This is a genomic window from Phenylobacterium sp. NIBR 498073, from assembly GCF_027286305.1.
Classification (GTDB): Bacteria; Pseudomonadota; Alphaproteobacteria; order Caulobacterales; family Caulobacteraceae; genus Phenylobacterium.
On sequence record NZ_CP114599.1, the window covers coordinates 2,093,563 to 2,106,564 of the forward strand.

Here is a 13,002-nt window from a genome sequence, read left to right on the forward strand (position 1 = left end):
CCCGAACACGTCTAGGATCGGAAGGCCCGCCCCACCCGGCGGGCCTTTTGCTTGTGTGTGATGTCCGAAACCCAACCCGCCGCCGACCTCGACGACCAGGCCCGCCGCCTCGACCCTGAACGCTGGCTGTCCAGCCGCTTCATCGCCGACCCCGCCGCCCGTGCGGACGCCATGGCCGTCTACGCCTTCGACTATGAACTGGCCCGCGCGCCCAAGGTCGCGTCCAACGCCCTGATGGGCGAGATCCGCCTGACCTGGTGGCGCGAGGTGCTGGACGAGGTGTTCGAGGGGCGGTCCGTGCGCCAGCACCCGACCGCCCAGGCGCTGGCCGCGGCCATCGGCCGCCACGGCCTGCCGCGCGGCCCGCTGGAGGCGATGATCGACGCCCGCTACCGCGAACTCGATCCCGCGCCGATGAACCTGGCCGACGCGCTCGAATGGGCCCGGGGATCGGCGGGCGGGGCGGCTCGCGCCGTCGCGCTGATCCTCGACCCGCAGGCCGACCTGGACCGGGCCGAGCGCGCGGGCGAGGCCTGGGCGATCGGCATGCTGATGGGCACCGCCGGCATGGAAGGCGAGGCCGCCCAGGCGGCGCTGGCCGAGGCGCTGGCGGCCGGGCAGGGGATGTCGGTGGCCGCATTCCCGGCCGTCGCCCATGCGACCCTGGCGCGGGTCAGGGCGCGGGGACGGCGAGCCTCCGATCTGGAAGCCCGCCTGCGGCTGTTCTGGGCCAGCGCCCGCGGTCGGCTCTAGCTACTCCGCCGCCAGCGCCGGCGCGCCGGCGACCCAGGCGTCGAGGTCGGCCAGGGCGCGTTCGCCCATCGCCAGCTTCTTGTTGCGGCCGCGCTCCTTGGCGCCGATGCGGCTGCCGTCTTCGCGCCGCTTCGGGCCGGCCGCGTCTAGCGGCGGCAGCAGGCCGTAGTTGATGTTCATCGGCTGGAACGAGCCCTTGCCCGCGTCGATGTGGCCGCCGGTGATGTGGCCGATCAGGGCCCCCAGGGCCGTGGTGGCCGGCGGCGGCGCGATCGGCCGGCCCAGGCGCTCGGCGGCGGCGAAGCGGCCGGCCAGCAGGCCGACGGCGGCGCTCTCGACATAGCCCTCGACCCCGGTCACCTGCCCGGCGAAGCGCAGCCGCGGCTGGGTCTTCATCCGCAGCTGGGCGTCCAGCAGCTTGGGGCTGTTCAGGAAGGTGTTGCGATGCAGGCCGCCGAGCCGCGCGAACACCGCCTTTTCCAGCCCCGGAATAGTGCGGAAGATTTCGGTCTGGGCGCCGTGCTTCAGCTTGGTCTGGAACCCGACCATGTTCCACAGCGTGCCGAGCGCGTTGTCCTGGCGCAGCTGGACGATGGCGTAGGCCTTAACCTCGGGATTGTGGGCGTTGGTCAGGCCGACCGGTTTCATCGGGCCGTGACGCAGGGTCTCGCGGCCGCGCTCGGCCATCACCTCGATCGGCAGGCAGCCGTCGAAGTAGGGAACGTTCTCCCAGTCCTTGAACTCGGACTTCGGACCAGCCAGCAGGGCGTCGATGAACGCCTCGTACTGCGCCTTGTCCATCGGGCAGTTGATGTAGGCGGCGGTGTCGCCGGCCGGGCCGGCCTTGTCGTAGCGCGACTGGCGCCAGCAGACGTCCATGTCGATCGAGTCGAAGTTCACGATCGGGGCGATGGCGTCGAAGAACGCCAGCTCGCCTTCGCCGGTCAGCTGCAGGATCGCCTCGGACAGCGCCGGCGAGGTGAGCGGTCCGGTAGAGACGATCACGTTGTCCCACTCGGCCGGCGGCAGGCCGGCGACTTCTTCGCGTTCGATGGTGACCAGCGGGTGGGCTTCGAGGCGCGCGGTGACCGCCTGCGAGAAGCCGTCGCGGTCGACGGCCAGGGCGCCGCCGGCCGGCACCTGGTTGGCGTCGCCGCAGCTCATGATGATCGAGCCGAGTTTGCGCATCTCGGCGTGCAGCAGCCCGACGGCGTTGCCGGTCCAGTCGTCGGCGCGGAACGAGTTGGAGCAGACCAACTCGGCCAGGCCGTCGGTCTGGTGCGCGTCGGTCTTCCGGACCGGACGCATCTCATGCAGGACGACCGGAACTCCGGCCTCAGCGACTTGCCAAGCGGCTTCGGAACCGGCCAGGCCCCCGCCGACGATATGAACTGGTTGGATCGACATGCGTGACTAACTAGCAACGATCGTAACACTTCGCGAGCGGGGCCTTGCGAAGGTTGAACCCGCCCACCAGAATCCGCAGCCAAACAGCGGCCGACTCGTTATTAGCGACGGCTTGGCCAGAGGATTGAGATGAGCGCGTTTTCGGCGACTGACGCCGCTTTCGAGGGTTTCCGACTGACGCGCGAACGCCCGAGGACGGTTCTCGTCTGGGCGACGCTGTGCTTCCTGGTCAGCATCTGTAGCGCGATCTACCTGACCACTGTCGGGCGCGAGGCCAGCGCCCTGCTCGAGGCCGGCCCCGCCGACACGCCCGATGCCGCTGCGCTGGGTGAGATGCTCGCCGTGCTGTTTCCGATGATGATCATGGGGCTGCTATTCCAGTGCCTGATGGCCGCGGCGGTCTATCGCGTCACCCTGCGTCCGGAAGATCGCGGTTTCGCCTATCTGAAATTCAGCATGGACGAGGTCCGGCTCATCCTCTTGTCCTTGGTCTACTTCGTCCTGGTGCTCGGGGCGTTGATCGGCGCGGTCCTGGCGGCGGGAATCGTCGCCGGCCTGGTGATGTTGCTGGCCGGGCAGGGCGCGGGCGCGTTGATGGGCGTGGTCATCGAGTTCTTCATCCTCGGCGTCCTGTTCTACACCGCCGTGCGGCTGTCGCTGGCGCCGGCGATCACCTTCGCCGAGCATCGGCTGGCGATCTTCGATTCCTGGCGGCTGACCAAGGGCCAGTTCTGGAAGCTGGCCGGCGCCTACGTCCTGGCGATCTGCGGCATCATCGCCATGTCGCTGCTGGTGCTGGTGATCTTTGCGGCCGCGGTGGCGATCGCCAAGGGCGGCGACCTGCAGGCGGCCGGCCGGATGTTCAGTCCCGACAGCACCTCCGTGCAGTCATACTTCACCCTGACCACGGTGCTTTACCTGGTGGTCTCGGGCTGGTTGACGGCGATCTATTACGCCGTGGTGATCGCCCCCGCCGCCGTGGCGTATCGGGGGCTCACCAAGGCGGCCGACGCCTAGGCGTCGGCGCTCGGCCGGGCCTTCACGCGCTCGCGCCAGGCCTTCAGGTTGGTGAACTCGTCCTCGACCGGCAGGCCGATCCACTCGGCGAAGTCGACGGTCGAGAGCAGGCAGATGTCGGCCATGGTGTAGCTGTCGCCGACCAGGAACTCGCGGCCCTCCAGCTCGCGGTCGACGTACTTCTGCGCCCCGCGATAGGTTTCCTTGTTGGACTCGCCGAAGTCCTTGAACTGGGTCAGCAGCGCCGCGGTGAACGGGTGCGCGTGGCGCCAGAAGTTGCCCACCGGCATCATCACCGCGAACTCGACGCGGCGGATCCACTGGTCGACCAGCGCCTTCTCGACGGCGGTGCGGCCGAACATCGGCGGCTCGGGGTGGGTCTCCTCGAAGTAGCGGCAGATGGCGACGGTCTCGGCGATGCAGGTGCCGTCGTCCAGTTCGAGCGCCGGCAGCTGGCCCATCGAGTTCTTGGCTCGGAACTCGGCCGACTTGTGCTCACGCTTCCTCATGTCCACCGGCGTCTCGGGCAGGTCGAGGCCTTTCTCGGCCAGGAAGATGCGGACGCGGCGGGGGTTCGGCGCCGGCATCGGCGCGCCGTAAAGTTTCATTGGATCGCTTCCTAATGTTCTTAAGTATGGAACGAGGTTATTTCGAACGCGCGTTTGAATGCAAGCGCCGTTCCGTAGCGTCAGGAGCCGTCATGTGTGGGGCCGAAAGCCGCCAGCGCGCGGTGCCCAGCGGTGCTAGGATCACGGCATGATCGAGGGTTTCGCCCTGTTCGACACCGCCATCGGCCTCTGCGGCGTCGCATGGAACGCGCAGGGGCTCACGGGCGTCATGCTGCCGCTCAGCGAGGGCGGCGATCCGCGTGCGCGGATGACGCGCCGCCATCCGGGGGCGGAGGAGGGGGCGCCGCCCGCCGCCGTCGCCGAGGCGATCGCCGGCATGCAGGCGCTGCTGCGCGGCGACAAGCGCGACCTGCTGGAAGTGGCGCTCGACGACGGCCACGTCGCGCCGCTGGCGGCCCAGGTCTACGCCATCGCCCGCGCCATCCCGCCCGGACAGACCTTGACCTATGGCGACATCGCCCGCCGGCTCGGCGACGTCAGCCTGTCGCGCGCCGTGGGCCAGGCGCTAGGCGCCAATCCCTGGCCGATCGTGGTGCCGTGCCATCGCATCCTGGCGGCGGGCGGCCGCAAGGGCGGCTTCTCGGCCCCCGGCGGGGCCGACACCAAGCTGCGGATGCTGGAGATCGAAGGCGCGCTGGCCCCCGACACCCTGCCGCTGTTCGGCGGCCGCTAAGCCCGAAGCTTGGCCCGCCGCTCGTTGCGGCGCTTGTCGTGCTTTTCGAGGATCTCGGCCAGGTAGCGGCCGGTCCAGCTCTTGGGGCTGGCGGCGACCTGTTCCGGGGAGCCTTGGGCCACGATCTCGCCGCCGCCGTCGCCGCCCTCTGGGCCGAAGTCGACGATCCAGTCGGCGGTCTTCACGACATCGAGGTTGTGTTCGATGACCACCATGGTGTTGCCCTGGTCGGCCAGCTCGTGCAGCACCTCGAGCAGCTTCTTGACGTCCTCGAAGTGCAGGCCGGTCGTCGGCTCGTCGAGGATGTACAGCGTCTTGCCGGTGGCCCGCCGCGACAGCTCCTTGCTGAGCTTCACCCGCTGGGCCTCGCCGCCCGACAGCGTCGTCGCCGACTGCCCGACTTGGACATAGCCTAGGCCGACGCGCTTCAGCGTCTCCATCTTGTCGCGCACCGGCGGCACGGCCTTGAAGAAGTCGGCGGCCTCCTCGACGGTCATGTCCAGCACGTCGGAGATCGACTTGCCCTTGAACAGCACCTCGAGCGTCTCGCGGTTGTAGCGCTTGCCGTGGCAGACGTCGCAGGTGACGTAGACGTCGGGCAGGAAGTGCATCTCGATCTTGATCAGCCCGTCGCCCTGGCAGGCCTCGCAACGGCCGCCCTTGACGTTGAAGCTGAACCGGCCAGGACCATAGCCGCGAGCCTTGGCCTCAGGCAGGCCGGCGAACCAGTCGCGGATCGGCTGGAAAGCGCCGGTATAGGTCGCCGGGTTCGAGCGCGGCGTGCGCCCGATCGGCGACTGGTCGATGTCGATGACCTTGTCGAAGTTCTCCAGGCCCTCGATCTTGGCGTGCGGGGCTGGGGCGTCCGAGGCGTTGTGCAGCCGCCGGGCGGCCGCCTTGTACAGGGTCTCGATGGTGAAGGTCGACTTGCCGCCGCCGGAGACGCCGGTGATGCAGGTGAAGGTGCCGACCGGGATCTCGGCCGTCACGTTCTTCAGGTTGTTGCCGGTGGCCCCGACGACGCGCAGCACCTTCTTCTTCGAGATCGGCCGGCGGTCCTCGGGGATCTCGATCTCACGGGCGCCGGACAGGTACTGGCCGGTGATGCTCTTGGGATTGTCCATGACCTGCTGGGGCGTGCCCTCGGCCACGACCTCGCCGCCATGGACGCCGGCGGCCGGGCCCATGTCGATGACGTAGTCGGCGGTCATGATCGCCTCCTCGTCATGTTCGACCACCAGCACCGAATTGCCGAGGTCGCGCAGGCCCTTGAGGCTTTCCAGCAACCGGGTGTTGTCGCGCTGGTGCAGGCCGATCGACGGCTCGTCCAGCACGTAGAGCACGCCGGTCAGGCCCGAGCCGATCTGGCTGGCGAGCCGGATGCGCTGGCTCTCGCCGCCCGACAGCGTGCCCGAGGCGCGGCTCATGTTCAGGTAGTCGAGCCCGACATTGACCAGGAACCGCAGGCGGTCGTTGATTTCCTTCAGGATCCGCCGGGCGATCTCCATCTGCTTGTCGGTCAGATGGTTGTCGAGGTCGGTGAACCACTCGCCGGCATGCTTGATCGAGAGCCGGCTGATCTCGCCGATGTGCTTGCCGTCGATCTTTACGGCCAGGGCTTCGGGCTTCAGGCGGTAACCTTCGCAGGCCTCGCAGGGCGTCTCGGACTGGTAGCGGCCCAGTTCCTCGCGCACCCAGGACGAATCCGTCTCCCGCCAGCGGCGCTCAAGGTTCGGCAGCACGCCTTCGAAGGTCTTGTTGACCTCGTACTTCCGGGCGTTGTCGTCATAGACGAACTTGATCTTCTCGCTGCCCGATCCGTACAGCACCACCAGCTTGGCGCCCTCGGGCAGCTTCCACCACGGCATGTCCATCGAGAAGCCGTAGTGCGCGGCCAGCGCCTGCAGGGTCTGGGTGTAGAGCGGCGAAGGCCCCTTCGCCCACGGCGCGATCGCGCCCTTGTGCAGGGTCTTGTCCTTGTCCGGCACCACCATGTCGGCGTCGAAGGCGAGCTTGGCCCCCAGGCCGTCGCAGACCGGACAGGCGCCGTAGGGATTGTTGAATGAGAACAGCCGCGGCTCGATCTCGCTGATCGTGAAGCCGGAGACCGGGCAGGCGAACTTCTCCGAGAAGATCAGCCGGCGCGGTTCGTCCTCGCCCTCGGCTTTGTCGGCCCACTCGGCGGTGGCGATGCCCTCGGCCAGCCGCAGCGCGGTCTCCAGGCTGTCGGCGTAGCGGCTCTCCAGGCCGGCCTTGGTGACCAGCCGGTCCACGACCACGTCGATGTCGTGCTTGAACTTCTTGTCGAGCGCCGGGGCGTCCTCGATCGGATAGAACTCACCGTCGATCTTCAGCCGCTGGAAGCCGGCCTTCTGCCACTCGGCGATCTCCTTGCGGTATTCGCCCTTGCGGCCGCGCACCACCGGCGCCAGCAGATAGATCCGCTCGCCGTCGGGCAGGGCGGTCAGCTTGTCGACCATCTGGCTGACGGTCTGGCTTTCGATCGGCAGGCCGGTCGCGGGCGAGTAGGGAACCCCGACCCGCGCCCACAGCAGGCGCATGTAGTCGTGGATTTCGGTCACCGTGCCGACCGTCGAGCGCGGGTTGCGGCTGGTGGTCTTCTGCTCGATCGAGATGGCCGGCGACAGGCCCTCGATCAGGTCGACGTCCGGCTTGCTCATCAGTTCGAGGAACTGGCGCGCATAGGCCGAAAGGCTCTCGACATAGCGGCGCTGGCCCTCGGCGTAGATCGTGTCGAACGCCAGCGAGCTCTTGCCCGAGCCGGACAGGCCGGTCAGCACCACGAGTTCGCCGCGCGGAATATCGACGCTGACGTCCTTCAGATTGTGCTCGCGGGCGCCGCGAACGCGGATGAAATTAAGCTGTTCGGCCATGCTTTTCCGGAAAACGCTTGCAGCCGCCGATGCCCTCGGCGGCTCCCGTCCAATGTAGTTCCGAGACTCACCGATAACACGGGAACATTGGGGGAACAAACCCGCTGCGGCGATATCACCGGCAGGTTCTAGCCCATCGCTTGCACAAACCTGTCAGCAGCGTTGTCAGCAGGCCTACGAGCCGGCGCCCTTGACGGTCCGATTTACGCGTGTAATCCATTGGTGAACTACAAGTGTAAATCGGAGGAAGCGATGCAGACGACGGTCATCCCGCAACCGGACCCCATGAGCCCCGTCATCGTGCCGGAGTTCGAACGGCTGAACTTCGCGCAGGTGTTTCTCGACGCCTCGCGCCTGAACCAGGGCGTCATGCTGATCCTGATGCTCATGGCGGCGGCTGCGGTCGTGCTCTGGGCCCTGGGCATCGGGAGGTCGCTATCGGCCCAGCCGAGCCGCTCGGTCGCCGGTCTGCGTTATCTCAAGGGCATGTGGGTCGGGGCGCTGCTGCTTGGCCTGTCCGGCGCCTCCTACACTCTGCTGGCGAGCTTCATCGGCCTGGCCAACGTCCGTCCGACGCCGTCGCTGGCGATCATGGCGCCGGGGTTCGCCGAGATCATGGCGCAGGTCACCCTCGGGCTGGCGGCGGCGACCCTGGCGGTGATCTGCCACCAGGACCTGGACGCGCGCCTGCGCCGGCTCGCGGCGTGATCGCCATCACCGAGGCCGAGCGCCACGTGATGGAGGCGCTGTGGGCCGGCGAGCCGCTGAGCCCGGACGAACTGGTCCGGGCGGTGGCCCCCGCCCAGGGCTGGGGGGAGGCGACGGTCAAGACCCTGGTCAACCGGCTGCTGAAGAAGGGGGCGATCGCCTCGCGGCGCGCGGACGGCCGCACCCTGTACGCGCCGCTGGTGGCCCGCGACGAGTACGTGACCGCCGAAAGCCAGGGCCTGCTCGACCGGTTGTTCGGCGGCGAGCTGGCCCCGATGGTCGCGCACTTCGCCCGCCGCCGGGCGCTGTCGGACGAGGAGAAGGCGCGCCTGCGCCGGCTGCTGGACGAGCTGGACCGCGAGTAGCCCGCTAGCTCTCCCGCCGCTCGTAGCGCGGCGGGCGCTTTTCCAGGAAGGCGGCGACGCCCTCGCCGAAATCGCCATCCAGGCTGGCGAGGATCTGGTTGCGGTCTTCCATGGCGATGGTCGCCTCCAGGCCTTGGGCGTCGATGGCGTGGTTCAGCGCCTCTTTGGTCAGGCGCAGGCCCAGCGGCGTGGCATGCAGCATGTCGGCGGCGAAGCTCTGCGCCTCGGCCGTGATGGCGTCCGGCGCGACGACCCGGCTGACCAGGCCCAGCTGATAGGCGCGCTCGGCGTCGATGAAGCGGCCGGTCAGCATGTATTCCGCCGCCACCGACGAGCCGACCATCCGCGGCAGGAAATAGCTGACCCCGATGTCGCAAGCCGAGAGTCCGATGCGGATGAAGGCGGCGTTCATGCGGGTCGTCGGCGTGGCGATCCGCACGTCCGAAGCCAGGGCAAGCGCGAAGCCGCCGCCGCTGGCGGCGCCGTCGACGCAGGCGATGATCGGCTGCGGGCAGCGGCGCATGGCGATGACGATCTCGCTGATCTGCCGCTGGCCGGTCAGGCTGGCGCCGACCGAGCGTCCGCCCGGCGCGGCGGTGTTGCGCTCCTTGAGGTCCAGCCCGGCGCAGAACGCCCCGCCGGCCCCGCACAGCACCACCACCCGCACGTCGCGCCGCCAGTAGAGCCCGACGAAGAAGTCGCGCAGCTCCTCGACCAGCTTGCGGTTCAGGGCGTTCAGCCGCTCGGGCCGGTTCATCGTGGCCCAGACGACGTCGCCGTCCTGGCGCAGGTCGAGGTGTTCGTACATCGCAGGCCCTCCGAGGTTTCGAAGGAGCCTGCGCCCGCCGCCGCCGCGTCAGGCAAGCGGCGGCTATTTCGCCTTCAGCTCGTCGGCCTGCCGGAGCACCCGCAGGGCGTTGCCGCCCCAGAAGCCGGCCAGGTCTTCCTTGCTCCATCCGGCCGCGACCAGCCGTTCGGTCAGGGCCGGGAAGTAGGTGATGTCGTCGAAGCCCTCGATGCCGCCGCCGCCGTCGAAGTCGCCGGAGACGCCGACATGGGCCTTACCGGCGACCTGGGCCGCGTGCTGGATGTGCTTCATCAGGTCGTCCATGTTGGCCCGCGCGATCGGGTGCTTGGCCTCGATGGCGTTGCGGGCGGCGCGATAGGCCTCGCGCTTGTCGGCCGGGATGTCGCGCGGCGAGCCATAGGTCTTGAACAGTTCGGCCAGCGCCGCCTTGCGCTCCGGGATCTCCGGCATGTCCTTCATGTAGCCGGAGAAGGCGTTGATCTGGATGACGCCGCCCTTGGCCGCCAGCTTGCGCAGCAGGTCGTCGGGAACGTTGCGCGGGTGGTTGTAGATCGCCTTGGCGCCGGAGTGCGACAGGATGATCGGCGCCTTCGACAGGTCGAGCATCTGGTCCAGCACCAAGTCGGAGGCGTGGCTGGCGTCGAGCAGGATCCCCAGGCGGTTGGCCTCGGCGACGAACTGCTTGCCGAGCGGCGACAGGCCGCCGTGGATCGGGCCCTTGGGGTCGGTGGCGCTGTCGGCCAGGTCGTTGTTGGCGAAGTGGACGGGCGACATCATCCGCACGCCCATGTCGTATAAGGTCTTCATCAGCGTCAGGTCGCCGGCGACCGGCGAGCCGTTCTCCATGCTGATGTAGACGAAGCGCTTGCCGCTCTGGCTGATGGTCTCGGCCTCGTCGGCCTTGGTGGCCAGGGCGAAGATGTCGTGGTTCTTGGCGACCATCTCGTGGATCACCATGGTCCGCAGCAGGGCATGGTCGCGCGCGGCGATATTGCCCTCCTTGGTGTTGGCGCCCTGCGGGGTGAACACCACGAAGAAACCGCCGTCGACGCCGCCGTCGACCATGCGCGGATAGTCGACCTGGCTGCCGTCCTCGACCTTGTTGCGGGCGCGGATGTCGAAGCTGGGGTTCGCCTCGTTCGCCGGGGTGTCGAAGTGGGTGTCTAGCACGATCAGGTTCTCGTGCAGAATCCGGGTCTCCGGCTTCACCTTGGGAGCCTGAGCCAGGACCGGCGAGGCGCTGGCGAGCAGAACCGCGAGCGGAAGACCAAACTTGAACACGAACGCCACTCCCCGAAACTTGAATGGCGCGAACCTTCAGCATTCCGGAGAGTCTGCGCAAGCCTCAGTTGCGGTCGATCCGCGCGGCGAAGCAGCCGCGGCCTGCATTATGGGCATGCAGGTAGGCGACCTGCGGATCGGCGAGCAGTCTTTCGATCACCGCCGCCAGATCCGCACCCGGGGAAAGCTCGGCGGCGGTCATCATGCCGGCGGCGTCGAACGCCCGAAGCGAGATTTGCGGCCGAACCGCCAGGCATTGGGGCAGGGAGTCGACCGCCACCGCGGTCTCCTGGGCGGCTTCGCTCACGAAGATGGCGTGCGAGGAACGATAGGGCGTGTCGGCGCTCTGGTGCTGGTAGTTCAGCAGCAGCAGGGTCTGACCCACGGCGGCGTCGCGCAGGGTGATGCGGCAGGGGAAGCCGATCGGCGTCGTGGCCGTGTAGCGGACGGCGCCTAGGGCGGCGAGCTCGGCGTCGCCGAGGCCGAACAACGGGCGAAACTCATCGACCGGCAGGCCGGTGATCCTGAAGGACATGACTAGCTCCCGAGGTTCAGGCGGCGTCGTGGAAGATGACGCCCAGGGTGTGGCGTTGGCCGCTGTGCAGCTGGCTGACGCCGTGGCGCATGGTGACCCGGTAGCTGCCGCGGGTTCCGCGCACCGGGCGATGGTGGACGGCGAAGATCAGGCCGTCGCCCTGGCGCAGCGGCGCGACCTCGGCCCGCGACTGCATGCGCGGCCGCTGTTCGGTCAGCACGAACTCGCCGCCGGTGAAGTCGCGGCCGGGCTCCGACAGCAGCACCGCGACCTGCAGCGGAAACACGTGCTCGCCGTAAAGGTCCTGGTGCAGGCAGTTGTAGTCGCCAGGCCCGTACTGCAGCAGCAGCGGCGTCGGCCTCTGCTGCCCGGCCTCGTGGCACCGCTCCAGGAACGCCGCGTGCTCGGCCGGATAGCGCACGGCGATTCCCATGGCCTCGTTCCAGCGGTTGGCGATTGGAACCAGGCGCGGATAGAGCCGGGTCCGCAGGCCGCCGATCAGGGCGGGCAGGGGATAGGCGAAGTACTTGTACTCGCCGCGACCGAAGCCGTGCCGGCTCATCACCACCCGACTGCGGAAGCCGTCCTCGCGGGGATAGAGGCCGGCGATCGCGGCGCATTCCTCGGGCGTCAGCAGGCCCGGCAGCAGGGCGTTGCCCTGGGCGTCCAGTTCGCTTTCGACTTGGCGCCAGTCGAAGGACGCCAGGCGTCCTTCTCCGGCTGCCGGCTGGAGGACCGCGGCGCTCATGCCGCGGCCTCGCGGTCCAGCAGGGCGCGCTTGCGCTCGACGCCCCAGCGATAGCCCGACAGCGCCCCGTCGTTGCGCACCACCCGGTGACACGGGATCGCCACGGCCAGGGCGTTGGCGGCGCAGGCCTGGGCCACCGCGCGCACCGCCGAAGGCTTGCCGATCTGCTCGGCGACCTGGGCGTAGCTGGCGGTCTGGCCGGCCGGGATTTCCCGCAGCGCCTGCCAGACTCGCTGCTGGAACGCCGTGCCGCGCACGTCGAGCGGCAGGTCGAGGCCGAGCCGCGGCTGCTCGACGAAGCCGACGACCTGGGCGACCAGGGCCTCGAACGCCGCGTCGCCGCCGATAAGCTCGGCCTTGTCGAAGCGGTCCTGCAGGTCGCGGACCAGGCGGTCTGGATCGTCGCCGAACAGGATGGCGCAGACGCCCTTGTCGGTCGTCGCCACCAGAATCGAGCCCAGCGAGCACTCGCCGACCGCAAAGCGGATCTGCTGGGCCTCGCCGCCGGCCCGGAAGCGGGTCGGGGTCATGCCCAGAACCCTTTCCGACTGCTCGTAGAAGCGGCCGCCCGAGTTGAAGCCGGCGTCGTAGATCGCCTCGGTGATGGTGCCGGCTTCCCCCAGCGTCTGGCGGACCCGCTCGGCGCGGCGGGCGTCGGCATAGGCCTTGGGCGTCAGGCCGGTGACCGATTTGAAGATCCGGTGGAAGTGGAACGGGCTCATGCGCGCCTCCGCGGCCAGGACCTCGAGCCCGGGCGCCTCCTCGGCGGCCTCGATCAGCCGGCACGCGGCGGCGACCGCGGCGGCGTTGCGCTGCGCCAGCGGCGCCTGGTCAGGCTTGCAGCGCTTGCAGGGGCGAAAGCCCGCGGCCTCGGCCTCGGCCGTGGTGGCGTGGAAGGCGACGTTCTCGGGCCGCGCCGGCCGCGCCGCGCAGGAGGGGCGGCAGTACACCCCGGTCGTGCGCACGGAATAGAAGAACGCGCCGTCGGCGGCGGCGTCGCGGGCGGCCAGCGCGGCCCGGCGGGCGCTATCGGTCTCGAATGCGATCTGCATCTCAAATGCTCCATCGATCTGGTGAGCGATGGGATAGGCCCGTGATCGGGCGCTGAAACTCCGGCTCTTGCTTTCAAATCCGCATGTCGGGCCCGCATCGCAAGCGCGGCCACGGCGCGAGGTCCGAAATCC

The 13,002-nt window shown here is 68.9% G+C and carries 13 protein-coding genes; 5 read left to right on the forward strand and 8 right to left on the reverse strand.

Annotated elements, in window-relative coordinates; genetic code table 11:
• The first annotated feature begins 60 nt into the window (after window positions 1-60).
• Window positions 61-753, forward strand: a complete 693-nt coding sequence (locus tag O4N75_RS10490; protein ID WP_269629286.1) for a squalene/phytoene synthase family protein — start codon at window positions 61-63, stop codon at window positions 751-753.
• Here the strand turns inward: O4N75_RS10490 and trmFO are convergent, their stop codons facing one another.
• Complete coding sequence (gene trmFO, locus O4N75_RS10495; protein WP_269629287.1) at window positions 754-2,160, reverse strand: methylenetetrahydrofolate--tRNA-(uracil(54)-C(5))-methyltransferase (FADH(2)-oxidizing) TrmFO; 1,407 nt, start codon at window positions 2,158-2,160, stop codon at window positions 754-756. It lies immediately after the preceding gene.
• A gap of 129 nt (window positions 2,161-2,289) precedes the next feature.
• Here trmFO and O4N75_RS10500 point away from each other — a divergent pair, with 129 nt between their 5' ends.
• On the forward strand, window positions 2,290-3,177 hold the full coding sequence (locus O4N75_RS10500; RefSeq protein WP_269629288.1) for a hypothetical protein: 888 nt from the start codon (window positions 2,290-2,292) through the stop codon (window positions 3,175-3,177).
• Here the strand turns inward: O4N75_RS10500 and O4N75_RS10505 are convergent.
• Entirely contained in the window at window positions 3,174-3,785 is a 612-nt protein-coding gene (locus O4N75_RS10505) for a glutathione S-transferase family protein (RefSeq protein ID WP_269629289.1), read from the reverse strand. The two genes, O4N75_RS10500 and O4N75_RS10505, sit on opposite strands and share 4 nt — an antisense overlap.
• Before the next feature lie 148 nt (window positions 3,786-3,933).
• Between O4N75_RS10505 and O4N75_RS10510 the strand changes: the two genes are divergently transcribed.
• Entirely contained in the window at window positions 3,934-4,479 is a 546-nt protein-coding gene (locus O4N75_RS10510; protein ID WP_269629290.1) for a methylated-DNA--[protein]-cysteine S-methyltransferase, read from the forward strand.
• Here the strand turns inward: O4N75_RS10510 and uvrA are convergent.
• Entirely contained in the window at window positions 4,476-7,373 is a 2,898-nt protein-coding gene (gene uvrA / locus O4N75_RS10515; protein WP_269629291.1) for an excinuclease ABC subunit UvrA, read from the reverse strand. The genes O4N75_RS10510 and uvrA overlap by 4 nt on opposite strands.
• Before the next feature lie 252 nt (window positions 7,374-7,625).
• Here uvrA and O4N75_RS10520 point away from each other — a divergent pair, with 252 nt between their 5' ends.
• Entirely contained in the window at window positions 7,626-8,081 is a 456-nt protein-coding gene (locus O4N75_RS10520) for a MotA/TolQ/ExbB proton channel family protein (protein WP_269629292.1), read from the forward strand.
• Entirely contained in the window at window positions 8,081-8,446 is a 366-nt protein-coding gene (locus O4N75_RS10525; protein WP_269629357.1) for a BlaI/MecI/CopY family transcriptional regulator, read from the forward strand. Before O4N75_RS10520 ends, O4N75_RS10525 begins: the two co-directional genes overlap by 1 nt.
• Before the next feature lie 4 nt (window positions 8,447-8,450).
• On the opposite strand, the gene O4N75_RS10530 is transcribed toward O4N75_RS10525, so the two are convergent.
• From O4N75_RS10530 to ada, 5 genes are all read right to left on the reverse strand, one after another.
• On the reverse strand, window positions 8,451-9,254 hold the full coding sequence (locus tag O4N75_RS10530; RefSeq protein ID WP_269629293.1) for an enoyl-CoA hydratase-related protein: 804 nt from the start codon (window positions 9,252-9,254) through the stop codon (window positions 8,451-8,453).
• Between the two features lie 63 nt (window positions 9,255-9,317).
• Window positions 9,318-10,535, reverse strand: a complete 1,218-nt coding sequence (locus O4N75_RS10535; RefSeq protein WP_269629294.1) for a dipeptidase — start codon at window positions 10,533-10,535, stop codon at window positions 9,318-9,320.
• A 64-nt stretch (window positions 10,536-10,599) separates the two neighbouring features.
• On the reverse strand, window positions 10,600-11,070 hold the full coding sequence (locus O4N75_RS10540; RefSeq protein WP_269629295.1) for a DUF1203 domain-containing protein: 471 nt from the start codon (window positions 11,068-11,070) through the stop codon (window positions 10,600-10,602).
• A 16-nt stretch (window positions 11,071-11,086) separates the two neighbouring features.
• Window positions 11,087-11,818 (reverse strand): 2OG-Fe(II) oxygenase, encoded by a 732-nt coding sequence (locus O4N75_RS10545; protein WP_269629296.1) that lies wholly within the window; start codon window positions 11,816-11,818, stop codon window positions 11,087-11,089.
• Window positions 11,815-12,870 carry a bifunctional DNA-binding transcriptional regulator/O6-methylguanine-DNA methyltransferase Ada gene (gene ada / locus O4N75_RS10550; protein ID WP_269629297.1) on the reverse strand — a complete coding sequence of 352 codons (1,056 nt, stop codon included), beginning with the start codon at window positions 12,868-12,870 and terminating at the stop codon, window positions 11,815-11,817. Before ada ends, O4N75_RS10545 begins: the two co-directional genes overlap by 4 nt.
• Window positions 12,871-13,002 lie beyond the last annotated feature (132 nt).